This is a genomic window from Rahnella contaminans (genome assembly GCF_011065485.1).
GTDB lineage: Bacteria > Pseudomonadota > Gammaproteobacteria > Enterobacterales > Enterobacteriaceae > Rahnella > Rahnella contaminans.
Genome location: NZ_JAADJS010000001.1, coordinates 425,094 through 450,591 on the forward strand (window position 1 = coordinate 425,094; position 25,498 = coordinate 450,591).

At 50.2% G+C, this 25,498-nt stretch carries 18 protein-coding genes; 12 read left to right on the forward strand and 6 right to left on the reverse strand.

The features are described from left to right. The first annotated feature begins 90 nt into the window (after positions 1-90). The 3 genes from GW579_RS01980 to GW579_RS01990 all read left to right on the forward strand — a co-directional run bounded on the left by GW579_RS01980 (position 91) and on the right by GW579_RS01990 (position 5,376). Positions 91-2,685: a fimbria/pilus outer membrane usher protein gene (locus tag GW579_RS01980; protein ID WP_235937304.1), complete on the forward strand. Its 2,595-nt coding sequence runs from the start codon at positions 91-93 to the stop codon at positions 2,683-2,685. Between the two features lie 77 nt (positions 2,686-2,762). Continuing rightward, a complete protein-coding gene (locus tag GW579_RS01985) occupies positions 2,763-3,938 on the forward strand; it encodes a hypothetical protein (protein WP_165057205.1) in 1,176 nt (391 codons plus the stop codon). 343 nt (positions 3,939-4,281) lie between these two features. Then, positions 4,282-5,376, forward strand: a complete 1,095-nt coding sequence (locus GW579_RS01990; protein WP_165057207.1) for a pectate lyase family protein — start codon at positions 4,282-4,284, stop codon at positions 5,374-5,376. 75 nt (positions 5,377-5,451) lie between these two features. Here GW579_RS01990 and GW579_RS01995 read toward each other — a convergent pair whose 3' ends face one another. Continuing rightward, the gene (locus tag GW579_RS01995) at positions 5,452-6,036 is read right to left on the reverse strand and encodes a nuclear transport factor 2 family protein (RefSeq protein WP_152325991.1); all 585 of its coding nucleotides are present in this window, start codon (positions 6,034-6,036) and stop codon (positions 5,452-5,454) included. Positions 6,037-6,143: 107 nt separating this feature from the next. Here GW579_RS01995 and GW579_RS02000 point away from each other — a divergent pair, with 107 nt between their 5' ends. Then, a complete protein-coding gene (locus GW579_RS02000) occupies positions 6,144-7,022 on the forward strand; it encodes a LysR substrate-binding domain-containing protein (RefSeq protein ID WP_165057209.1) in 879 nt (292 codons plus the stop codon). 4 nt (positions 7,023-7,026) lie between these two features. On the opposite strand, the gene GW579_RS02005 is transcribed toward GW579_RS02000, so the two are convergent. The 3 genes from GW579_RS02005 to GW579_RS02015 form a co-directional block, all read right to left on the reverse strand. Next, on the reverse strand, positions 7,027-7,830 hold the full coding sequence (locus GW579_RS02005; protein WP_165057210.1) for a bestrophin-like domain: 804 nt from the start codon (positions 7,828-7,830) through the stop codon (positions 7,027-7,029). 225 nt (positions 7,831-8,055) lie between these two features. Beyond that, on the reverse strand, positions 8,056-8,991 hold the full coding sequence (locus GW579_RS02010) for a LysR family transcriptional regulator (protein ID WP_165057212.1): 936 nt from the start codon (positions 8,989-8,991) through the stop codon (positions 8,056-8,058). Between the two features lie 57 nt (positions 8,992-9,048). Beyond that, entirely contained in the window at positions 9,049-9,309 is a 261-nt protein-coding gene (locus GW579_RS02015) for a hypothetical protein (RefSeq protein WP_152325995.1), read from the reverse strand. Positions 9,310-9,616: 307 nt separating this feature from the next. Here GW579_RS02015 and GW579_RS02020 point away from each other — a divergent pair, with 307 nt between their 5' ends. The 4 genes from GW579_RS02020 to GW579_RS02035 all read left to right on the forward strand — a co-directional run bounded on the left by GW579_RS02020 (position 9,617) and on the right by GW579_RS02035 (position 14,625). Beyond that, positions 9,617-10,159 (forward strand): fimbrial protein, encoded by a 543-nt coding sequence (locus GW579_RS02020; protein ID WP_165057214.1) that lies wholly within the window; start codon positions 9,617-9,619, stop codon positions 10,157-10,159. An 85-nt stretch (positions 10,160-10,244) separates the two neighbouring features. Beyond that, entirely contained in the window at positions 10,245-12,737 is a 2,493-nt protein-coding gene (locus tag GW579_RS02025; RefSeq protein WP_206738745.1) for a fimbria/pilus outer membrane usher protein, read from the forward strand. A gap of 12 nt (positions 12,738-12,749) precedes the next feature. Further along, on the forward strand, positions 12,750-13,472 hold the full coding sequence (locus tag GW579_RS02030; RefSeq protein WP_165057216.1) for a fimbrial biogenesis chaperone: 723 nt from the start codon (positions 12,750-12,752) through the stop codon (positions 13,470-13,472). A gap of 13 nt (positions 13,473-13,485) precedes the next feature. Then, a complete protein-coding gene (locus GW579_RS02035) occupies positions 13,486-14,625 on the forward strand; it encodes a fimbrial protein (protein ID WP_152325998.1) in 1,140 nt (379 codons plus the stop codon). A gap of 869 nt (positions 14,626-15,494) precedes the next feature. Here GW579_RS02035 and GW579_RS02040 read toward each other — a convergent pair. Next, on the reverse strand, positions 15,495-20,543 hold the full coding sequence (locus GW579_RS02040; RefSeq protein ID WP_165057218.1) for a BigA/YdbA N-terminal beta-barrel domain-containing protein: 5,049 nt from the start codon (positions 20,541-20,543) through the stop codon (positions 15,495-15,497). A gap of 441 nt (positions 20,544-20,984) precedes the next feature. Here GW579_RS02040 and bepA point away from each other — a divergent pair, with 441 nt between their 5' ends. Then, the gene (gene bepA, locus GW579_RS02045; RefSeq protein WP_165057219.1) at positions 20,985-22,499 is read left to right on the forward strand and encodes a beta-barrel assembly-enhancing protease; all 1,515 of its coding nucleotides are present in this window, start codon (positions 20,985-20,987) and stop codon (positions 22,497-22,499) included. Between the two features lie 29 nt (positions 22,500-22,528). Beyond that, positions 22,529-23,413, forward strand: a complete 885-nt coding sequence (locus GW579_RS02050) for a LysR family transcriptional regulator (RefSeq protein WP_235937333.1) — start codon at positions 22,529-22,531, stop codon at positions 23,411-23,413. Positions 23,414-23,500: 87 nt separating this feature from the next. Here GW579_RS02050 and GW579_RS02055 read toward each other — a convergent pair whose 3' ends face one another. Beyond that, positions 23,501-24,430: a LysR family transcriptional regulator gene (locus GW579_RS02055; protein ID WP_152326002.1), complete on the reverse strand. Its 930-nt coding sequence runs from the start codon at positions 24,428-24,430 to the stop codon at positions 23,501-23,503. A gap of 548 nt (positions 24,431-24,978) precedes the next feature. Here GW579_RS02055 and GW579_RS02060 point away from each other — a divergent pair. Both GW579_RS02060 and GW579_RS23940 read left to right on the forward strand, forming a co-directional pair. Continuing rightward, positions 24,979-25,161 carry a hypothetical protein gene (locus tag GW579_RS02060; protein ID WP_165056864.1) on the forward strand — a complete coding sequence of 61 codons (183 nt, stop codon included), beginning with the start codon at positions 24,979-24,981 and terminating at the stop codon, positions 25,159-25,161. Beyond that, a complete protein-coding gene (locus GW579_RS23940; RefSeq protein WP_420821535.1) occupies positions 25,124-25,381 on the forward strand; it encodes a winged helix-turn-helix domain-containing protein in 258 nt (85 codons plus the stop codon). The genes GW579_RS02060 and GW579_RS23940 overlap by 38 nt, the downstream gene beginning before the upstream one ends. Positions 25,382-25,498: the final 117 nt, after the last annotated feature.

Consider the following 25,498-nt stretch of genomic DNA (forward strand, 5'->3'; position numbering starts at 1 on the left):
TGATTGTGCAAAGACACATTGTAAGCCATCAGATCGCATGACCGGCATATCCGGAACAGCTAATAAATTATTGCAGAGCAGGGAACGACCTTGAGTAAGACATTGACATCCTGTTTAGGGACTAACGGAATGGCAGGCCACATCCGCGCCTTCCCGCGCAAAACGCTTGCGCTGTTTGTATTAATGAGTTGCCAGAACACCTGGGCGGCGGATTATTTTGACCCTGAATTACTTTCACTGGGCACCGGCGCATCGGATGTCGATCTGTCTGCGTTTTCCGAGGCAGGCGGCGTGGCTGAAGGGAATTATCCGGTGACTATTTTCGTGAACCAGCACGAAGCGGTTTCACGAACACTGGTGTTTAGCAAAAACGCGCAGGGCGCTATCGCACCGGAACTGACGCCGGCGCTGCTCAACACGCTGGGCGTCAACGTGGATCAGTTGCCTGCGTTCAAAGGCTTGCCGAAAGAGAAACCGGTGGAAGATCTTCCGGCGTTGATCCCGCAATCCACCGTCAAATTTGACTTATCGCGTCTGCGTCTGGATGTCAGCATTCCGCAGGTGGCGATGCAGCCGGGCAGGGACAGCCAGACCGATCCGTCGCAATGGGATGACGGTATCCCGGCCATGTTGTTTAACTACAACCTCAGTGCCGGTCGTAACGAACAGACGCTCAACAGCGATACCCGCGTGAACAACAGCCTGTTTGCCAACGTGCAGACCGGTGCAAACCTTGGCGCATGGCGTCTGCGCAGTACCGTCACGCACAGCCATTCCGACTCGGATGGCGGCAATAACAGCGACAGCACGCGTTTTTCTAACACCTATCTGTCACGCGATATCCGCGACTGGCGTTCCCGTCTGACGATGGGGGAATCCAGCACCGGCAGCGACGTGATTGATGGGGTGCCGTTCCGCGGGATCCAGCTCAGTTCTACCGAGCAGATGATGCCTGCCCGTTTGCGTGGTTTTGCTCCGCAGATCACCGGCGTCGCCAACAGCAATGCCCGCGTCACCGTGCGTCAGAACGGCTATGTGGTGTATGAAACGTACGTCGCACCCGGTCCGTTTGAAATTAAAGATGTCTATCAGGCAGGTAACGCCGGAGATCTCGACGTAGCAGTCACCGAAGCCGACGGCAGCGTACACAGTTTTGTGGTGCCTTATTCTTCACTGCCGGTGATGCTGCGCCCCGGTGGCGTCAGATATGAGGTCACTGCCGGTCGTTATAACGGCGGCATGACGCAGGGTTCGCGCGAGTCAGAGTTTGTGCTCGCCACGCTGATTTACGGTTTGCCTAAAAACCTGACGTTGTACGGCGGCATGCTGGGCTCGCAAAACTACAGTGCCCTGACGCTGGGCAGCGGCCTTTCGCTCGGGGATGTGGGGGCGTTTTCCGCCGACGGGACATTCTCTGAGGCGAAGTTTGAAGACAGCGATCGCCAGACCGGCGGGTCATGGCGTATGCGTTACTCCAAAAGCATGCTGACTACCGGCACGTCCTTTGACCTGACGGCGCTGCGCTATTCCACCCGAAATTATTACAGTTTCGCGGAATACAACAGCATGGGATATGCGCAGAAGGATGACGTTTCGCCGTGGACGCTGAGCCGTCGTCGCAGCAGTTTCCAGACGCAGGTGACTCAGCAGCTGGGCAATTATGGTTCGGTCAGTTTGCGCGCCAACCGTGATGATTACTGGGGATCGACCAAAACGCTGACCAGCCTTTCGGCAGGGTATAACGGCAGTTACCGGGGCGTCAGCTACGGCCTTTATTACACCGTTGACCGGATGAAAGGCAACGGCGACTGGCCTGAGAACCGTCAGGTGTCCTTCAACCTGAGCGTGCCGTTCAGCATCTTCAGCTCATCCTCCGCGCTGCAAAACACTTACGCCAGCGCTCAGATGACGCATGACAATAAAGGCCGCACGCAGAACCAGACCGGAATTTCCGGCAGTAACGCCGATGGCGCGCTCTCCTACAGCGTGATGCAGGGCTGGGGAAATCAGGATCAGGTCAGTAACAGCAACCTGAATCTGGGCTATCAGGGCAGTAAAGGCAATGTGTCAGCCGGTTACGGCTACTCAGGTGACATGCGTTCGATGAACATCAACATGAACGGCGGTGCGGTGATACACGGTGAAGGCGTGACATTGTCACGTCCTCTCGGCAGTTCTGTCGCGCTGGTCAGCGCACCGGGTGCCGGCGGCGTAGATCTGTCAAATGGCAGCGGAAAAACCGACTCACGCGGTTATGCGATAGTGCCTTATCTGTCCGATTACACCCGTAACAGCGTGGGTCTGGATCCGAGCACATTGCCGGACAACGTCGATTTGCCGCAAAACCAGCAAACCGTGTATCCGACGAACGGCGCGGTGGTGAAGGCCGACTTTGCCACCCGTATCGGTTATCAGGTGTTAATGACCCTGACCCGCACTGCCGGGGCTGGCATGGTGCCATTTGGTGCAACCGTCTCGTTACTGGACAAAACGGCGCAAGACGAAACGACCGGCATCGTCGGTGATAACGGTCAGGTTTATATGACCGGCTTACCGCAAAAAGGCGCGCTGTCCGTGACCTGGGGTAAGGGCAACGATAAGCAGTGCCGCGTCAGTTATCACCTTGAAGGGCTGAAGCCAACCGCGCAGATGCCGGTTATCCAGCTTAACGGCGAGTGCCGCTGAATCTGAGTGGGTGATCCACTTTTGAGGGCAGGTTTTGTCACTCACCTATCCACATTATGTTTATACAGGAAAGAAGTATGTCTGATTTCTCCCACATCGTTAACCGGCCTGAAACCGGCAATCTGACCAGGCGAGCCCCAGGCTCGCTGCTCCATTTTTTCACGCAAGCTACGGGTAAACCCTGGATAAAATGGCTGTTTGCGATTTTACTGGTGCCTTGTACTCCGGTTTCAGCGCAGGTTATCGGGGACGGATACACAAAGCTGGGCACCTGGTCGCCATCAATAGGCACATCCCAGTACGGACCTTATAGTGCGAACACGGCATTAAACTACAGCTGGGGCTGGAAGCTGGCGGCCTGGCAATCCACCCCCACGGATTCGAATGGCGCGACGTGTAATATTGCCGGTCAGCCCTATGTGACGGTAGACGGGTGGTCGGGATACCAGATCCAGCCGGGTGTGCTGATTATCCTGTCCGGTAACCTGGCCGCATCGACAACCACGGGCACCCCGAACGCGACCGCCAACGTTGCTACGGATAATTACTCTGCCTCATGGGACAGCAAGGGAGCGATCACCGCCGACTGGCTTAGCCCCGGCGCCACGTCCCATTGTGCAGGGCTTAAGCGTACAGTCAGCGGTAATTTCTACGCGCTGACCGGGGGAAGCGCCGCGATGAATGTCACCTACGGGATTTATGTTTCACCGACCGCCGCATCCGGTGCGCTTCCGACCACGTATCTCCAGTTGCATAAAACCAGCGGCACCAACCAGCAGTCAGTGCTCAACTTCAGCAACCTGTCCATCGCCCGTACACAATGTGCGCTGGATACCGCGGCGGTGATCGCTTTCGGTGATGTCACTCCGGGCCAGGCGACCGGCGGGAAGGGGATTGCAGTACAGTCGGCCCTGAATGTGAACTGTACCAACGACGCCGGGATCAGCACGGATGTCAGCTATTCCTTCACGCCGAAATCACAGGCTGGCGATCAGTACACGCTGCCGATAACCTCAATGGCAGATGCAAGCGTGTCGGGGGATATCCGCGGATTCCTCGGGGTGAATGCTGCCACCGATGCCGGATGTACCAACAAAGCGTCCTCGGTTCCCATGGACAGCAGCGCGTTTGGTTTGCACACTTTGACCTCCACCCAGTCGTGGTCAGATCCGCTGGTATGGGTATTGTGTCCGCGTCCGACCGCCGAACCGGGCCCGGCGACAGCCGCTGCGACTATTGATGTGAACTGGTAAACTGAGAAACACTGTTTCTGAAAGGAAAGGCGTTATCCTTCGGGGGGCGCCTTTTTTTATTCCGGGACGTGAATGCAGGCGTCATAATTTAAATACCAATAAACAGATCCGGATAAACCCTTATTTTCAGAATAAAGCCACAGGCGTAGGATGCGTCCTTATTTATTGCACGCTTATTCTTAGTTATTATATGTTGGGAATTTTCCAATGAAATACTTTAGCTGTATTCTGCTAATTGTGACTTTACGCACGGCCTGCCGGGAATATAAAACATATAAAAGAGATGACAGCAATAAAGAAACAGGATCCTCATTTTATCTGAAAAATAAAGGGAGTATTTATTATGGACAACATCACGCATATTCCACCACATGAACCCTGGTATCAAACTCCTGACGGATGGGCATCGCAGGCAGGGGGAACCACCGGCGGCGGAGAAAAACCGGAACTCGAATATTATGTCACGACGATTGCAGAGCTCCGGCAGGCTATCGATGCATCAGGCGACCGCAAAAAGCGCATCTGGGTGGGCGGTGTGATTGATGCCAGCGCAGGCGTACCCTACGTGAACCGGCAGGATCAGTCCCGGCGTGGCCGCATTTTTCTGGGCAGCAACACCACACTCATCGGCATAGACCATAACGCGAAATTTATCGAAAGCGCGCTGCTGGTTCAGGATGTCAGCAATGTGATTATCCACAATATTTTCATAGAAAACCCGGTGGATGTTGACCCGCAATTTGAGGAGGGCGATGGCTGGAATGCCGAATGGGACGGGCTGAGTATTATCCGCGCTCATCACGTCTGGGTCAGTCACGTGACCTTTACTGACGGGCGTTTCACCATGGACATGTATAAAGAAGTCGATGGCTGGAAATACGTTCAGCATGATGGCTCCCTCGATATCAAACGGGCGTCCGATTATATTACCGTCTCGAATTGCCTGTTTACATTACATGATAAGACGATTTTAATCGGCCACAGCGACAGTAATGACGCCGAAGACACTGGCAAATTACGCGTGACGTTTCATGATAATAATTTCAGCCGCATTGTGCAGCGCACGCCACGCGTCCGCTTTGGTAATATCCATCTCTATAATAATGTGTTTGATAACAATACCGCCGATCCGATATATAAATATCAGTACAGTTTCGGCGTCGGGAAAAATTCACGCACGCTCTCGGAGTATAATGTCTTCGATGTCAAAGGTCTGACTGACCACTGTAAATTATATAAAGGTTTTGGCGGGGAGTTTCTGGAGGATTCCGGTTCTGTCTTTAATCAGAAAACCGGAGATTTAAATGGCTGCGGATTTACGCCCGGCGTCGAAAAACCGCCATATGCGTATTCGCCTCATAAAGATCTGACCGAACAACTTGCCGATGCCATCAGACAGGCGGCGGGTAACGTACACACTTACCGTATCCGGGTCTGATGAGTTTACCGGTCTGAAACGCAGCAAGGTGCAGACCTGCGTCTGTCACCTTGCTTTTTTATTCTGACTGAACAGTCAGACCGCCAGCCACTTTTTAGCGTCCGCTTTCATTTTTGATTCCAGTTCACTGCCACGGGTAGCAAACACGCGGCTGAGCGGGAACCCGCTGAGTTCCAGCAGACAGGCCAGCGCCGCATATTCACGCGGATATTTAGCGGCAATGCTTGCGTCAATTTCTACCGGCCCCAGCGGGAAGGTGAACGTCCCCATATCGTAGACGCTCTGACGGTGAAACAGCTTCCACACGCCGTCTCTTTTTTCTGCCAGATCGTAGAAGCGGTTGTGGCATTCGCAGCCGATATTCAGTTTCACGTTTTCGGCGATGATCATCGCATTGGTTTCAAGAATCGCTTTGTCACCACGTTCGTTAAAGGTCACGACGGGTGAGCCGATCATGTGTTTGGTGCGTAAATCTGACGCGCCCATGCGCATCGAGCCATCGACAAAACCGCTCGCCAGCCCTTCATACCAGGTGATTTCTATGGTGCCGTCCGGATGGAACAGGTTACGTAACTGTTCCCATTCGCCCAGATCGCGGTGCATCCAGCCATTCATGAGGTCGTTCAGCGCCTGACGGTCTTGCAGTGGTTGAGTGTGCATTTTGGGGATCCTTTTACGTTGAGGGATTCAGTCTGGTGGAGTTCCGCGTTAAACTCAAATAGATAGATTTTACTGAATAATCATTTTTAATGATGAATAAGGCAATAATGGAACTCCGACACTTACGTTATTTTGTGGCCGTGGCTGAAGAAGGGCATTTTGGCCGCGCCGCCGGGCGGCTCAATATTGTTCAGCCAGCACTCAGCATGCAGATTAAAGCACTGGAAACGGAGCTGGGCGGCCCGCTGTTTATCCGCACCAGCCGTCGGGTGGAACTGACTGAAGCGGGAAAACTTTTACTGGCACAGGCCAGGCTGACGCTGGAACAGGTGGAACATACGCGGCTGGCGGTGGAACGCGCGATGCGCGGCGAGACGGGGCGGGTGCGTGTCGGTTTTGCGGGTAACGCCATTTTCAGCGGCAAAATGATTGCCGATTTACGTCGTTTCCGCCAGGCCCATCCGGATGCCGAAGTGATTATTCAGGAAATCGCGCCACAGCAGCAGGTGACGGCGATCCTGACCGGTCGCATTGATATCGGTTATACGCCGGATAACAGCACGACGGCGGATCCGCAAATCAGGGTACAGCTGGCCGGAAACTGGGAAATCATGGCGGCGCTGTGCGAAGATCATCCTTTAGCCGTGCATCCGCAGCTGACCGTGGACATGCTCGCCGGACAGCCGCTGGTGTTGTATGACGCCCACGATACGCATGAAAATCTGTATATTTTGCTGGCGCAGCGGCTGGGAGAACGTTTTAACGTGGCGCACAGTTCAAACAGCACGCTGAGCGTACTGGCTATCGCCGCCGCCGGACTGGGGCTGGCGCTGATCCCCGCGCCGCTGCAACAGGTGAATATTCCCGGCCTCGTCTACCGCAGCCTGAACGCCCCCGAACTGACCGCCAATCTGGTGATGGTGAGCCGGGTACAGGAGCCGGGCAATGCGGTGACGGCGTATCTGGCGATGGCAAGTTTGGTATAGCCCGTCAGCGCAGTAAATGCTGCAACGCTTCCTGCATCGGCTGGCTGGAAATCATGATCGGGCCGGTAAAGGGTGAATCCAGATCGACAATCACGTAAATAGCGGAAGCGATGGATAACGCGCCAAGGGTGATGGTGACAATCGCCAGCGCATTGCGCGGGGCAATCAGACCAAAGCTCAGAAAGATGATCATCAGCCAGAACGTCAGCATGGTAAAGAACGGGTGTGACATCGAACTGTGCGAGACTTCAATCAGCCGCCAGCGCGCCTGAATCAGCCGGTCAAACTGGCTGAGCGCCACTTCCATCACACGTTTCTGCAACGGATCCTGCGCCGGTAACTGACGCACCTGTCGCTCCGCGATATTGAGCATTTCGCCAAGCCGATAATCCTCTAACCGATCCTGAATATTTTCGGGCGGTGTTGTTTTCTGTGTGACGGTGGCCGCGGGTTTTACATCTGCGGGCCAGGTACTGGCAATCGCGGCCGCGGTATAAAGGCGCAGATTTAACCGCGCAGCGTCAGCCTCCGGCCCGTAATCGCGTAATGTGACATCAAGCTGAATGAGGTCTGCGGCGTAGCTGCGAAAATCATTGGTCAGCGTATCGAAGTTACTTTTCGCCGACGCTGTCATCAGGCTGAGCACCAGCGCGGCGAAGGTCAGCAGCATCCCGATGACCAGTTGCACCAGCTGTACGGTTTCGTGCGCTTTATGTTCCTCAGGCAACAAGGGCCGGACAACCATGCCCACCAGCGTGGCGGCCAGCAACAGCGTGAACACCAGCAAAGCAAATCCGATTTCGGTCATGCTGATAACTCCGGAAAACCGCGGGGACTAAACGGGAATGACCACCAGGAATAACGCCTCTGAGCCGGGCAGGATAAGTATAGCCAGAACTGCTTACACACAGCGCCAGTCCGCGTTTTTTTAATCAAAAACGGACTGCCGGAAACTGTGTTTAGATTTTCTTTTTATGATGGCTGAACTCTCAGTTCGAATAATCGTATTGTCTCAAAGATCTGAGATCCCCTCTCAGGCGCGGAAATTTTCTTTAAGATAATTAAAAAGCTGGTTGTTCATCTTTTTATTAAGATTGTTTTTATTATAACTCATGGCGATTTCCACCACGGGCAAGGGAATTTCACTGGTAAGAATTTTGATGTCAAAGGCATCTATGAAACGCTCAGCCAGCCAGCGGGGAACAATAGCCACCGAATCTGAAGAAGAAACATGGCTGAGGATAGACATGAAAGAAGGGCTTTTCAGCGAAAAGCTTCGTCCTGACATCAGGTTATTTTCAATATTTTTGCGGGATGTGATTGCCGGTAATTCGTCGGTATGGATGTAACCAAAGACTTCTTGCGGGATGTCTTCTTCACGAAGTTCGGTGTGAAGACGTGGATGATTTTTTCTGCAAATAAACACCAGGTCTTCCTGACCAATCAGGAAGGACTGAGTAGAAAGCCCGAGGTTTTTACTGACGCCAAACACTAAATCGACCTGGCGAAGTGATAACGACTCACTAAAGCTGTCAACCATGTTGTCGCTGACCCGATGGACAATTTCACAGTTTATTTTTTCTTTAGCGAAAAACTCGCTGATAATCGGAATGATTTTCAGCGATAAGTATACCGGGCACTGAATGACGAGCTGATTGTGGTACTCATCATTTTCAAAATTTTCAATATTGCTGATTAGCGTTTCCAGGCTGTCCTTAATCGTAAGATGTAGTCTGGTGGCGATGGTGGTGGCTTTCAGCTTTTGCCCGTCACGCAAAAACAGGGGATCACCAAAGTAATCTTTCAGTTTTTGCAGGGACTGGCTGATGCTGGGTGAGGAGGCATTGAGCAAAGTGGCCGCATTTTTAACACTGCCGGTGGTGTAAACCGCATCTAAGACCATTAACAGGTTAAGATCGAATTTCCTGATCTTAAGGGAGACAGGGCGCTTGTGATTCGTGTCATTCATTTCCAACCTCATTGGCTGACATCTGGAGTGATTCTAATTGTAGCACCAATGACTTAGTTATCTTTTGTCTGCCCCCATCAGATGCATCCATTTTGAAAATTCTTCTTCATAAACGTAAACAATTTCTTCATCAAGGTAATTGGTTTCGTTTTTCTGGATGTAAGCCATGCAGGGAAAGGCTGCTGGCATGTTTTCAGCCAGTGCGGCTTCAATTTCCTGAGGGTTGAGCAGGGAAGGGAAGTCATCTACCCCGGCGTTAATGAGTAAAATGTACCATTCCTCATACTCTTTCTGACATCCCAGAAAAGTGATATTCATTGTCGTTCTCCGTGTTGCCCAGCTGCAAAATAATGGTCAATAATGCAGGGGTTAAAGAATGAATGACAATCTCAAATTTCTTAATGAATTATTTTAGAAAATACGTTCTCTTTTCAGAAATATCTGTGAAGTTAAGATTATGTTATTTGTCAGGGGTATTTCGTTTTTCTTAATGCCGAATTAAAACATTGCGTATTTCCTAAATTATTTATTCCACTACAATCCACCCATCGCCGTTATTCATGCCGTGAATCAATCGTCCTCTGTTTAACAGAATGTCATTCTCTCTTTTCCAGGAAATATTGCTATGAAAATTAAAGCACTCACTCTTATCATCCTCGGGCTGGCCCCGCTGGCTTCTCTTGCATCCGATGGTGACATTACCTTTACCGGTAAAGTGACGGCATCAGCCTGCTCTCTGAAAGGTTTTAACAACGTTGCCAGCACATCTGGCCTGATGACGCTTCCTAACGTTACCCCGGATTCTTTCTCCGGGGCTGGCGGCTATGCCGGTATGACTGACTTCACCATTGACCTCGAAGACTGTGATACCTCAACGATGAAAAACGCCCGTGTTGCCTTTAGTGGCACGCCCGATACGGTTGATAATTCCATTTTGAAAAACACCAATGCTGCGACCCCGGCAACCGGCGTCGGCGTGGCTGTTTTAGAAAATAACGGAACAACGCTGGTGGATATCAACGGCGGTCAGTCTTCCGTGTCACAGGCATTAACTACCGGAGATACATCACTGAAATTTAAAGTGGCTTATAAGGCGAATACGTCCACACCCGCTGTCACCGCAGGGAATGTTACCGCGAAGACATTTGTGGATATCACATACAATTAATTAACATTTTTGTATCCCCGTAAATAAATAACGAATAACCACCCCGACATTAAGCAGGCCAACTGTGAAAATAAATTATTGGTTTTTGATAATAAGAATTTTCATTTTTGCGCCTGCTTTTTTTTCTGTTTATTCTCATGCAGCAGAAAATGACAGTGCCTTTGATGCTGATTTCCTGCGTAAAGATACCCAGGAAATCCCTAAACAATTTTATCATCCCGAACAGACCGAAGCCGGTATTAAAACGGTCGATATTGTGCTGAACGGCCATACTCTTTTTAAAACCAAAATCGACTTTATTACGGTTAAGGGCAATGAAAGTGCCACGCCGTGTCTGACTCAGGCTTTACTGCACCAGATGGGGCTCGACCATCATCTGGATGAACTGACCAAAGCCGGTAATGAAACCTGCTACGATTTTGCGACCAAATGGCCTGATGCAAAAATCAGCTATGACGAGGCCATGCAACAACTGGTGATAACCGCCCCTCAGGCGGCGATGAACGTCGCCGGACAAAGCGAGATGATTGACCCTTCGCTGTGGGATAACGGCGTCAACGCCCTGCGTATGAGCTATTCGGGTTACGTGTATCACAGTGAAAACCGCGGCAATAACGCGGATGCCTCCACCAGCGATAACGCCTATCTCAGCCTCAATTCCGGCGTCAATCTCGGCAACTGGCGTTTCTACAGTTTCGATACGTTCAATAAATCTGACACCGGCTGGGAGCAGAACCATGACCGCGCCTACGCGGAACGGGACATTGCGTCTCTGGTTTCGCGTTTTACAGCAGGCGATGTGTACGCCAGCACCTCCAGCGATGTACTGGGGATTTTGCCGGTACGCGGCGTCACGCTGGAAACCAACGCCCAGATGCTGCCTTCGGACACGTTCAGTTATTCTCCGGTGATCCGCGGCGTCGCGCGCAGCAATGCCCGCGTGGTTATCCGTCAGCGCGGCAACATTATCTACAGCCAGACGGTCGCGCCGGGCAGTTTTGCCATTACCGATCTAAACAACGGACAAATCGGGGCCGACTTAGAGGTGACCGTTGAAGAGAGCGACGGCTCACAGCAGCATTTTACGGTGCCGTATACTTCACTGCCCAACATGCTGCGCCCCGGCACCTGGCGTTACAGTGTGAGCGCCGGGCGGTATCGCGACGACGGCTTGTCTTATCAGCCGCTGGTCGCTCAGGGCAGCCTGCAATATGGCTGGGATAAATTCACACTCAGCGATCTGGTGGTCACCGGCGAAGGTTATCAGTCTATGGCGCTCAGCAGCGCGTTTAATCTCGGCACGCTGGGCAGCATTTCTCTGGACTGGGCGCTGGAAAGACATCAGCAGGTTAACGACAACGCCGCCACTGAGGCAGAAAGTATCGGCGACAGTGGTCGTGCATTGCGTTTGCTGTATGCCCGCCGGTTTGACGGTTCTGACACCTCATTGCAACTGATGGCTTACCGCTACCAGACCGCAGATTTCATGGATTTTCCCGAATACGCGGGCTGGCGCTGGGGCGATGATGACACGCAGCACCACCGCAAAAATGAAATGCAGGCGACCATCAATCAGGGCTTAGGTGACTTCGGCAGCGGTTATCTGACGTTACAGCGCGACAGCTATTACGACAGCAGCGCAACCGACACCTCACTGACGCTCGGTTACAGCTTCAACATTAAAGCCGTCAACATCAGCATGAATTACAGTTATCAGGCGAATTCGGGCAATGATGGCCAGAACGCGCCTGACCGTCAGCTCTCACTGAATTTCTCCGTGCCGCTGGATATGGGCGACAGGCGCAGCCGTAATCTGTCATTTAGCACCAACAGCAGTAACCGTTCCGGTGATTCACAAATGGCTACGGTGTCGGGAACCGAACTCGACAGCGCGATGAACTATTCGCTTTCCACGCAGCATGACAGCACCGGTTACTCGCCGTCGGCGGCGCTAGCTTACCGCAATTCGATGGCGAATATGAATGTGAGCGCCAGCACCAGTCAGGACAGCCGTCAGTATTCGGCGGGGATTTCCGGCGGCGTGGTGGCTTATCGTCACGGCGTGGTGCTTTCCCAGCAACTCGGCGACACCATTGCCATTATTGAAACACCGGGGGCGGCGGGTATCAGCGTCGACGGTCAGCCGGGTGTCAGCACCAACCGTTTCGGGCGTGCCGTGGTGCCGTCCGTTTCAGCTTACCGCGACAATCCGTTGTCGCTCGATACAAGACATGCCGCGGATAACGTTGAGCTGGTTGATGGTGGCCAGAACGTGATCCCGACTCACGGAGCGGTCGTTGTCCGCCGTTTCCAGACGAAAGTAGGCCGCCGCGCTATAGTGATGTTATCGCTTTCAGACGGCAAACCTGCGCCATTCGGAGCGGCGGCATGGCAGGGCAAGGAGCAGGTCGGCATGGTGGCCGATAACGGACTGTTGTATCTCAACGGCATTCTGGCCGATGGCGGTACAACACTGCATGTGGACCTGGGCAATAACGCGCAGTGCCAGTTCGATTTACCAGGTGCCAAAGAGTCTTCTGAACCCTGGTATCAGCAAATAAATGCGGTTTGTCGCTAAGCAGAGATAAAGATGAAATTCACTAAAATTGCCGTTCCCGTATTCATGAGTTTATTACTTCTGGCAAACGCGGCCTCCGCCGCTGTCCGTCCCGCGCTGACCCGTGTGGTCGCGCTGGAAAGTGATAAAGAAACCTCTATTAAGCTCATCAACGATGATAAGTCACAGGATTATCTGGTTCAGTCCTGGATTGAAGATTTAAAAGGTAACGATAAAAACCTGCCGCTGATCCTCACGCCTCCTTTATTCAAAATCGGTGCCGGAAGGGAAGGGAAGTTACGCATGGTTATCGTGCCGGGCAAAATCCCTCAGGATCGGGAATCGGTTTACTGGCTGTGGATCCAGGAAGTGCCGCCGGTCAGTAAAGCGCAGGGCAACCAGTTACAGGTGGCCGTACGCACCCGTCTGAAAGTGTTTATCCGCCCGACGACGCTGGCAGAGAAACCGGCTGACACGCTGAACAAACTGCAATGGCAGGTCAGCCGTGAAGGCGGTAAAACCTGGCTGATTGCGAAAAACCCGACGCAGTATTACGCCAGTTTCTCTGAGCTTTCGGTCACCGCAGGCGGCAAAGCGCAGCCGGTCGCCGATAAGAACAGCATGGTGCCTGCCAAAGGGGAAATGCGTTATGCGCTGCCCGCGGGTGTGACGGGCAAATCCGGCTCGCTGAACTATTCAGTCATCAACGATTTCGGTGGCGAATCCCCGGTGTTACATCAGTCCCTGAATTTCTGACGGACAGCCGCACATGAAAATATGGCCTGCGTTGTTACTGACTCTTCTGGCTCCCGTTTGCAGCCAGGCGGGGGTTTTACACTGCGATATCGATTCCGGCGGTGCAGCGCCATTCTCGCCTTACACGCGTGAAAATCCGGTGGCTGTCGATCAGAACACGCCGGATTACACAGTGGTACTTGCGCTCGATTACGCCCAGTTTTTGCCAAATATGCGCCTGACCTGTACGTCGGATGGCAATGAGTTTGAAGCCCCGGCCAACTTTGACGGCACCATCAGCCTGAGTCTCAGCGCGGTCAATGACAGCGCGCTGGACTGGGCGGGTGAAGCGCAAACCACCAATAACGGCATAAAGATGAAGATGTACATCAAAGCCGTGCAGATCAGTGAAGAAACGCCGCCTGCCAGCTATCCCGCGGCGCAAATGGCCAGCGGAAAACGTCTCGGTGTGGAATATCCGATCATTAATGGTAAAGACGACACCACGCTGGTGCAGTTCGGCGCACAGTACAATGCGGGAAAAACGCTCTACAAGTACGATAAACAATACAATTTCGCCATCGAATCGATGCGTGCAGAACTGATTAAATTCGGCTGGATGGAATATCAGTCTCAGGCCGTCATTCCTCCCGGCGCGCATTTAACCTTTACCATCGACGGGCTGGGCGGTATCGCCACCGTTGATGTGCCGTTAGGTTCAGGTGTGTACATGGCCGCGCCGTCATGTTCGCTGGATAATAAGCATCAGACCGTTGATCTGGGCAATATCAGCAAAACAGGCAGCGGCACCTTTCCTCAGAAAGGGCCGCTGGTCCGCTTCGGCATGGATTTTACCTGTAGCAGCTACACCAATAATGTGGAGTTTACGTTTGACGAACCCTACACCGTGATTAAGGGCCGCGACACATTGTCCACCACCAGCGTTCAGAACGGTGAAAAATTGCAGGGTCTGGAAGTCGGACTTTTTGACAGCGAAGGGAATACGGTGAGAATGGGCGTGAAACAAAATCTTGGTGTCGGACAAAAAGGCAAGAACACCGCTAATTTCCAGGCGGCGATAATCCAGACGGCGGCAAAAGTCACCGATGCCAGTAATAACGATTTTACGGGGAATTTCACCGCGAAAGCCGATGTGACGATCACCTATTACTGAGCATTATTGACGAGCACAATTTCATACAGTGAAATTTTATTGCGGGTTCAGGGGTTCATGATTTGTTCAGCCGTCGGTGGTTAAGAACAGGTCATGAGCCCCGCAATTTTTTAAGCCCCCCGTCATTCCCCCTGTTGACCGTTCCGGTCTCAACTTCATCGCTTACTCTTTCTGCTGTCAAAACAGAACCCCTGTTCATCGGGACGGAGCAGAGGGTAATTTTGTAACTCATGCGTAACTCGTAATATCCAAACTCCTCAGGCAATGAAAACTTTATTGCCAGTCATCACGTCGCCATAATTACCTGAAGAGTGGTGCACTCCGGCCATGATGACACCACCGTAGTTGAAACAAGATAAAGTCAGGGAATTATCATGGATTGCTCACAGGCCGGGAAATTAGCCCCTGCCGGTATAACGCGGGCAAACTACGAGGTCCCCCTGCATCTCTGGAAAGAGACATCTCAGCAACTGTTCCCCTCGTTACACTGTACGGCAGGCTCTCCGCCATTTCAGTGCCACACCTGCCACACCCTTTGAGACACCCCGGTTAAGCTTAACGTGAAGCATACCGGCTTTCGCATCCACGTCTGATGCGCATGATCTGCGGGTGCTGTCAGCCGATAACAGAGAATCAGCACGCAGCAGGGAAGAGTATATTTCACTCAGCTGCGGATTTAATCCGGGAACAGCGGTAGCGGTAATGCGACAGCAATTCATTGACTCAGATATTTTGTCTGACTGAGTTGCAGAATGATTACCGGAGGAGGGCGTTTTACTGAGGACTAAAAAGAAGGGACTGTGACATTTACGCATAAAAAAACCCTGCTGGTGCAATCAGCAGGGTTTGTTCATTTAACGAACTGACGCTTAGAACTTAACTTTCAGATTCAGGTTCAGGCCTTTATCAGACGCACCGTCTTCTTTCCAGTTATACGCATCCATCCCCAGGGAGGTGTTACCCTGGCTGTAGCTGACGCCTACCTGAGACAGGCTGTTTACGCCGCCGCCTTTCTGACCGTCATCCACGTTAAAGTGCTGACCCGCTGCACCCTGGAGGGACGCAGAACGCGCACTTTTGCTGTAGGAGAGGTTAGGGCCGCCTTCCACGCTGGCGGTCGCCGCCCAGCCGTTCTTACCGGCGTAGGTCAGTTCCATTCCGGCGATGGCGTCAACGGCGGTTTCGCTGCCTGCATCCATTTTCAGGTTGTAGTCGCTTGCCCCGGTTTCACTCACGCCGCCATCGCGGGTATGACGCACTTTCGCACCGATGGACGGTTTGAATTTCAGCGTCTCGCTCAGGTCATAACCCTTGCTGAACTGGCTCTTCATTTCCATGTATTGCTGTGAATTATTGGCGTTAGCCACTTCATTCACGCTGCCGTACTGGATTGAGCGGCTGCTGTTCAGCTGATGGTTGTCATAACGCAGGGCGTTGTCCCAGCTCAGGTTGTTACCCAGATCCATTTCGTGCTCAAGACCGAAGAACTGGCTGTAGCCGCCGGTGAGACCGTTGTCACCTGCGGATTTCACCCCGCCGTTACCGTCCAGACGCGCAATACCGTACTGCAATTTCAGGGTCTGGTTGTCTGTCAGGCTCAGTTTCTGGCTCAGGGCCATCATGTCGTACTGGGTGTTATTACCCAGTTCGGCACGTTTGTCGCCTTTCGCCACCACGTTAAAGCCCAGGCCGCTTGAGGTTTCAATCGCGTTGTCTGCCAGCATGGTGAAACGGTTACTCAGCACTTTCGCTTCGTTAAACGCGGTCGTCGCTTTGCTGCCGGAAATCTGCTTCATGGCGTTGGTCACGTCTTTCGCCGTTTTCAGGTTCAGACTCTGGTACAGGGCGTTGTTGGTATAACCCGCTTCCAGTGCGCCCGCCACGCTGTTCACGCTGGTATCCGTAACCACATCGGTATAGGCCTTTTTAGTCATGGTGACGTCAACGTTGCCGCTGGCATCCTTTTTCCCTTCGGCATCCCAGACGACAGAATCAGCCTGAATGTTTTCTGCACCGGCGATATCAGAACCCACAAAGGCATCGTTGATGGTGGCGGTTTTGGCATCTGTTCCTTCGGTGAAACCGGTATCGACGGTGACATCGGAGACATCTACATTACTGCCGTAGAATTTACCCGAAGAACCGTCGGCGTTGGTGCCCACCATGTAGCCTTTAAGCAGCGCTGGTGAACCTGTCACCTGTGACTGTGGCGTGCTGCCCATATGGATATCACTGCTATCAATGGCGCTGCCCATATAGTTCACAGTGCCTTTGTTGACAATCTGGCTGCCGGATGCGCCGTCTGTATAGAATGCGCGACCAATATCGGTGTTGATATTAATGGTACCAGTGGTGTCGTTAATCGCTTTACCGCCTAACATTGCGCCCATACCAGTGAGCTGTGTCTGGGTACCGTCGCTGTCAGTTGATGCATCTGCGGTCAAGGTGATGTTGCCCTGATTGGTGACGGTGCCCCCGTTAAGTGCCAGCATACCGAAGCCGGAGTTATTGACGGAAATACTGCCAGAGTTAATCGCCTGCGCATTACTACTCTGACCAGAATCAGTTGAACCTGCGATCATTCCAGCACCACGATAATAGGCCGTGTTATCTGCCGTCTTGTATGCCGTTTGGTCAATAGTATTACCCTCGGCATCTGTTGAAGGCCCAAAACCATCCAGTGTAATTGTTCCACTGTTAGTTGCCTGAGTATTTGTTTGGCTAGCGCCGAGTCCAAATAACCCGGCACCTTGCATTGTAATATTGCCCCCACTTTCAACAAACGAGCCGGTACCCGAAGCTAGTTCACCATACATAATGCCGTTTATCCGCATTAAGGGAAAGCGAGCGTCTCCCCCGCCGCTGGTTGGAGACATAGAGTTTTTAAGATCAATATTCGCCGTATTCGTTGCCTTAGATTTATCGCGGTTAGCGTTTAAAACAGAACCTTTTTCCAAGACTCCTGTTTTACTGCTTGCCCAGTTAATTGTGCCACTGTTTAATATATTTGCTCCGATATCGGCGACCATAATACTTCCGCCTGTAGTATGGGCATTAATCACCCCCGCATTTTCAATCTTAGAATTCAAACCACTAGCAGTAAGAAAACCGACTGATTGATTCAATGCATAACTTACAGGGGTTAAATTAAAGTCTACAACTGAGTCTGTTGTTAAAAGTGCCTGACCTTCTCTGGAAACTTTAATGAGATTAGTCGCTTCAGCACGGGTATCTGTACTGTTAACCGATGAATGCCCGCTGACGGTCACTGAGCTTTTCGCCGCAATCTCAACACCAACAATTTTTGTAGCACCAGTATTTATTGTTGAATCAAGCGCTAACTGTATGCCACCTGAGACTGTAACCTCATTATCGTCACCGGAAATATAAATAGCCGTATTTTGACTCGTGAATATATTACCGATTTGCTCCAGTTTAACGGTGCCATCAATATCAACTTTATTATTAGAACCGCGCACATCTAACCCCTTTAAGGAGTTTTGATTGAAAATGTATTTTTGAGCACTGTTCAATGATTCGTTTGACAGAGTTAAGTTACCGTTGAGGATAGTGCTGTTATTATTCCCGTTAATAAGCAACCCCGTCCCTCCACTAAGGCTTTTATGATCATCATCCTTAATCGCAGTGACGTTAATATTGCCATTTAAAATGACCTCTTCCTTATTACCAAGAATAGATACACCGGTAGCATTCTTGGTCACATTAATATCACCCGTATTGGTAAAGGAGCTTTTCCCCTCTGCACCGTCATTGACCGCAGTAATATTAATCCCGATGGAATCTAAATCCTGGACGAAGATGTTCGCTTTGGTATTGACCGTGGAATTATCACCCGCGATATCAATACCATGCGCACCGCCTTTAACATAGATATCACCACCAATATTAGCTGTGGCGTTATCACCCGTGATGGTTGCCAGTGCCGAGCCGGTACCGTCCACATTCGCGGTAGCGTTTTCAATCGTAATTTTGGCATCGTCGCCATTAATCACCACGCCCTTGCCGCCGCCGGAGACATCAATGATTGCAGGAGTCGTGCTGTCGCCTTTGATAGTAACGTCCGCGCCACTACCATCGATTTTGATGCCGGTGGCGTTATCGGTCACAGTGGCAGAACCCTGCTCATTCACTTTGGCGTTATCACCGGTGATCACAGTACCCGCCGAACCAGAACCGCTGACCGTGGTGTCGCCGGTGTTAACGACGTTCGCGCCGTTACCGTCGATTTTGGTGCCAGTGCTGCCTGCGGTTACATCCGTTTTACCGCTATTATTGACGACGGCATCATCACCTTTGATGGTAGTGCCGGTGGAACCTTCGCCGGAGACAGTGGCTTCGCCTTTGTTGTCTACCCTGGCATTTTTACCGTCAATATTGGTACCGGTGCCGCCTTCGGTGACGTCGGTTTTGCCGGAGTTATCCACGACTGCGCCGTCGCCGGTGATCACAGTACCCGCAGAGCCGGAACCGCTGACAGTGGTCTCGCCGGTGTTAACGACGTTCGCGCCGTTGCCGTCGATTTTGGTGCCGGTGCCACCTGCGGTGACATCCGTTTTACCGCTATTATTGACGACGGCATCATCACCTTTGATGGTAGTGCCGGTGGAACCTTCGCCGGAGACAGTGGCTTCGCCTTTGTTGTCTACCCTGGCATTTTTACCGTCAATATTGGTACCGGTGCCGCCTTCGGTGACGTCGGTTTTGCCGGAGTTATCCACGACTGCGCCGTCGCCGGTGATCACAGTACCCGCAGAGCCGGAACCGCTGACAGTGGTCTCGCCGGTGTTAACGACGTTCGCGCCGTTGCCGTCGATTTTGGTGCCGGTGCCGCTTTCGGTCACATCGGTTTTACCGCTGTTGTTGACGGTAGCATCATCGCCTTTGATTTGAGTACCGGTAGAGCCTTCGCCGGAAACAGTAGTTTCGCCTTTGTTATCCACCTGGCCGTTATTACCGTCAATGTTGATGCCGGTACCGCCGCTGGTGATGGTGCTTTCACCGCCGTTAATGACTTTGTCGTTATTCCCGGTGATATCGATACCGGTAGATTTCTCGCCGCTGGCCGTGGTGCCGCCGGTGTTATCGACAACAGAACCGTTCCCGTTGATGTAGGTGCCTTTACCGCCGTCTGTCGCACCGGAGCCGCCGTTGATAACGGTAGAGGTATTGTTACCATCAACAATCGTCCCTGCGGTAAATTCGCCGGATGCGCTGGAACCGTTGTCGATTTTGTTGCTGGTACCGTCACCTTCGATGAGATTGGTATGGTCGTCGGCATGAACAAATTTAGCTTCCGAATCGTAGATCCAGTAGAAACCCTCGGCATCGTCACCTCTGAGGATCAGATCGTTTCTGTCGTCCACCAGCCACTTGTCACTTTCGGTATACAGCACGGAATTGTCCGGCGCGGTCAGAACATAACGGTCGCCGTCCGGCGCATAGCTGTAGGTGACGTCGTTGAACGTAATGGTTTTCGCCGTTTTGTCCAGGACTGCGTTATTTCGATAGGTAACGGTTCCCGTTGTAGGTTCAGGATCGGGAATCGGGTCAGGATCTGGAATTGGGTCCGGAATTGGATCAGGAACCGGATCAGGAATTGGGTCGGGAATCGGATCCGAATGATGGTCGTCGCCACCGCCACCGCCGCCGCTGGCGAGGGCAATAATACCCGCAAGCGCAGAACCTCCGGCTATCCAGCCCCATACCATCTTATCATCATCATCCGAAAGACATTTTTGCGGCAGTTTTGCCTTTTGCTCTTTCGTTAAAACAGTGCCTTTAGCCGGGCATGTTTTTTCATCGACTTTTAATTTACTTTCTACTTCAGGTGCGGCAAAGGCGTTATTGCCAAGCGCCAGGGCAATACATAATGAAAGAATTTTCTTTTGCATATTCATGATAATTTCCATTTCTGCGGAGAAGTCATCGTCTTAAACAGCCTGTTATGAAAGACGGCATTGCCCTGCCCAAAAAGAGGGGAGTCAGGTTTTGTCATTGGCATACCGATGTTAATAAGCGTCATTAATAACATGTCCGGTAAGCTTGGCTTTCATTTAGAACGATATTTGAAACTGGGTTTATATCCCGAAAAACAGAGTATCACGATAAACAAATTAGGAATCGGCTTAATTAACAAGCAAACCGAATTGATTATTTAAGCAGATCTTAATTCACAATTGCTTAATAAGTCATTTAGTAAAACTAAAAGGTATCACCGCAATTAATGCGTTATTATTACTTTACTATTGACTCAGAAAATAATATTTATATCCCGCTTATTCGGTCAGACGGGCTTTTTCTTATACTCCTTTGGTCGTAAATAGTCATCTCAGGAAAAAATGAAAACTAAAGTATTCAAACCAGGGGCGTACGCGACAATACTGTGTGCCTTATGTACCGGCGGTGCCTTCGCGTCAACCTCTACGGTCAGCAGTTTCCATTATCAGGATGATCCTGCTTCTCATTTTGCAGGGCAACCTGTTTTGGAAACACTTCCGGAAATGGGAACGTCCGCTGGCAGCACGCTCAGTGTGGCTCAGGAAATTAAGATGGGAGACTATTATGTCCGGCAGATGCGGGCAGCGACACCGATTATTGACGATCCCCTGCTGGTGGAATATCTCAATCATCTGGGGCAAAATTTAGTGAGTCAGGCTAAATCTGTCAGGACGCCGTTTCATTTTTATCTGGTAAATAATAATGAGCTTAACGCTTACGCCTTTTTTGGCGGAAATGTGGTTTTGCATACCGGATTATTTGCCGCGACAGAGGATGAATCACAACTCGCCTCCGTCATGGCACACGAAATATCACACGTCACGCAACGTCATCTGGCACGGGCAATGGAGGATCAGCAAAAGAATTCTCCTCTGACATGGGGCGGTGCGTTTGGTGCAATTTTACTGGCGACTGCCAGTCCGCAGGCCGGAATGGCAGCCCTGACTTCCACCCTTGCAGGTTCACAACAGGGGATGATCAGTTTTACTCAGGCCAACGAACAGGAAGCGGACCGGATAGGCATTCAGGTACTTCAGCGCGCCGGTTTTAATCCCCAGGCAATGCCATTGTTTCTGCAAAAACTGGCCGATAAATCCTCTTTCGCAAGTAAACCTCCTGAAATGTTGCTGACGCATCCGCTCCCTGAAAGTCGTTTGTCCGATATGCGTAACCGGGCGAATCAGATGCCCGCAGTGGTACGTGCATCTTCATTAGATTTTATGCTGGCAAAAGTCAGAGTGCTGACGATGTATAGCGAGGATCAGACAGTCGCTGACGAGTATATAAACACCTTAAATGCAGGGCAGGCAGACGAGGTGTTAGCCGCACGTTACGGTTCTGCGATCCAGAGTTATCAGGCAAAAAAATATGACCAGGCCGATGTGGCCATTCGAAAACTGTTGAGTGCTTCACCCGGCAACGCCTGGTTTCTGGATATTGCCACTGATAATGATATTGCCCGTAAAAAAGCCGGGCAGGCTGCACAACGCCTGGAAAAGGCGAATGCGGCAACTAAAAATAATCCGGTGCTGATCTTAAATCTGGCTAATGCCGAAATCGAATCCGGCATGTATGCGAAAGCAGATCCCCTTTTAGCGGCTTATACCTTTGCGCATCCTTCAGAACCTAACGGATGGGAAATGTTAAGAAAGGTCTCTGCTCTTGAAGGATACAGAAGTAAAGAGCTTGCCGCCTGGGCGGAGAGCAGGGCGCTTAAAGGAGATTTGGAACAGGCCATTGAGCTTCTGACTCAGGCCAGCGGAATCTTACCGAAGGGAAGCCTTGAACAGCAAAAATATCTGGCGAGGATTGACCAGTTCAGGGATCTGCAGCGAGCATTTAAAAACTACAAATAGACATTATTTGATTACGGAAGGTCAATGTGATGCATCTCAACTTAAGCAAGGCAGATATTGCCAGGATCCTTATTTTTAACACGGTGATGAAAACGAAAAGCATGACCCAGACGGCTCATGCCTTAAACATTTCACATTCCAGCGTTTATATGGCAATCAAAAAGCTGCGGGTATTATATAACGACGAACTGTTTGTTCATGATAAAAAGGGGCTTTTACCAACAGAGTTTGCTAACCGCCTGCATACCGAAATGCTCGGACTTCACAATTCCCAGCTGAAGGTGCAGGCTAGTGCGGATAGCTCCCACCGTACTCATTTTATTTTTTCATGTGCCCCCCATCTTGCGGCGACCGTTATCCCTTTGACCTATCAGGTGATGCAGGAAACCCTGTCCTTCTCGCTGGAGCATAAGCCTCTCCCTGATACGCCTGAGGCCAGAATCGAATTATTATTGAATAATAAGGCGGATGTCATTTTTGATTATGCGCCTGTTCAGCACGACGATATTTACTTTAAAAGATTGTTCACAGAAGATTATGCCATTGTCTGCCGGAAAGAACATCCGCGATTTTCAGACGCCATTTCCCTGAAAGAGTTTTATCAGGAAAAACAAGCAGCCGTCGGATGCTTATCCAGATTTGATAATTTAATCCAGGAAAGCAATACAGATAACGTATTTTTCTCAAGCCATTATTATCTCGTACTGCTATCAATGGTAGAAGTGAGTGATATCATTTGCGTCATTCCTGTTAACATCTATTTGAAATTACATGCTTCTTTTAATATTAAGTCACTGAGTTACAGATTCAAAGTCAATACCAAAAAAACCTACCTGTATATAAACTATTTGAAAGACCCCACACGCATTAAAGATAAAGACGTATTGCTCAAGAAAATTGAAAAAATGCATTAACCCTCAAGATATGAATTTTGATGACTGAGCAGTGGACGAGAATAGCCCTGTGACATACTCAGGCTATTCTTTCCACTTTGGTGGATTTTAGATTTCTTTATGCTTATTGAGTATGGCTAAAAGTTCCAGAAAGTGTGGGCTTTTTAAGGAAGCCTTATTGTAAGTGATATACATCGTGACGGGTTCCGGGCAAAAATCACAGTCCAGAATTTTAATATTAAAGCTTGATGCAAATTTTTCAGCAAACCAGACCGGCACGAAACTGACGACGTCAGAGTTTTCAACGATCGCCGCATTCACAATGATAGAACTGCTGCTAAAGAAGAAGTTACGCTGCCCCAAAAAGTCCATGATACCCGTCTGGGTGCGTTTTACATTTTCGGAACCTGCATTTAATAAGGTTGATGATTCAATCGCCATCTCATCAAACGTCAACGTTGACCCTAATCTTGGATGATCCTTCCTGCAAATAGGAACGGTATGCTCAATAAGATAAGGTTCCACAACGGTCGAAAAGTTATAATAAGGCCTGGTATCAAAAACGATATCTGCTTTTCTGTAGGTCAGGGCATCTTCTATCGTATCTAACAACCCATCCGTACTTATATGGCTGATTTCACAGTTAAGTTTTTCATTGAGGATCTCAGATGTCAGCTTGGGCAAAATGCGCATAGCTGCATAGGGAGTGGAATGAATGACAAATTTATTTTTCGCTGCTGTGTCTTTGAAATAGTCCAGACTACTGAGCAACTGCCCGAATCCGGAACTTAACTGGTTGTGTAAATTTTCTGCGACCGTCGTTGCCACAAGGCCTGAACCTTCGCGCAGAAAAAGAGGATCAGAGAAGAAACTGCGAAGTTTTGTCAGCGACTGGCTGACAGCGGAAGGACTGATGCAAAGCAATTTCGCCGCCTTTGAAACACTTTTATAGGCATAGATTGCTTCAAAGTATAAGAGAAGATTTAAATCAAAACCCCTGGCTCTGGTGATGTTTTCAATAAAAGATTTCTCTGTCATCTGTCATTTCTCTAATGAGTGAGGCAAAAGTTTGACATTTCTCCGGGGACATTCTTAATAATAGCATAAAGATGTAAAAAAGATATGCACGCACTGTATTTACCCTCCGTAATAAGAAAAAACAAAATGAAGATAAATGCGTTTTCACCCTGCTTTTCGTGGAAATACCACAACGTCTGTCTGATTTAATGCATCAGTCTTACTTTTCGAAGTTGAAAACTACACGAGAAGAGGTAACTGCATATGCATTTCATTACTAATTAGATTTAGTTATTTATTAACGTTACGTGAATACGATAAGTTTTATGCCTGTGACTCATCCGGATTTTTTTATATTCAAACTGGTATCGAATTTTCTAATAAAAATCTTAACCCGCTTCTATACTGGTCAGGACGATGGTATGTAGTTAATTTTTTTTCATAGGTGTTTTTTATCTTGCGTTGTCGAATGTCTTTTTGCGGATATAGAATGCGCTCACTGAAATCAGGGGCATTATTCATATGAAATATGTTCATTGCTTATGGTTTCTGAATGTAAGGAGGGAGGAATGATGAACAAGGAGAGGCTTTTTGGTTTTAGCATAGGAAATAACATCATTGTTGATATCCAGAGGAACATTGTTTTTGGAATAATTCACGGAAAAAATCCAGGCAATTACTTTAAGAACAACAATGATGCGCTTGCTGATCTATATGCTGGAGACGTCGGGTCACCGAATCGTATCGAATAACGAAATCATGATTCAGGTTTGGGAAAATCACCTGGTAAGCGCATCCAGTCAGCGCTTATGGCAGGTCATGCGTGAATTGAAAAAAAAGCTCTCGCTTCCGGGATTGCCCGAGGAGTTTATTATGCGCATTGAATCGAAGGGGTATTTTCTTAAGTGTATAGACCATGACAGTCAGAAACTTAGAAGTTTTTTCGGATGGTTTTTAATTGCGGATTTTTGAGTCTTTTAGGGACATTTGGGGGGCACTAAGTCATCGAACCCGCATGACCCCAAATCTGACCACTACATTCTCCCGATGCGGAGGGGGAAATGAAAATGCATCGGGAAGACTTTTCAC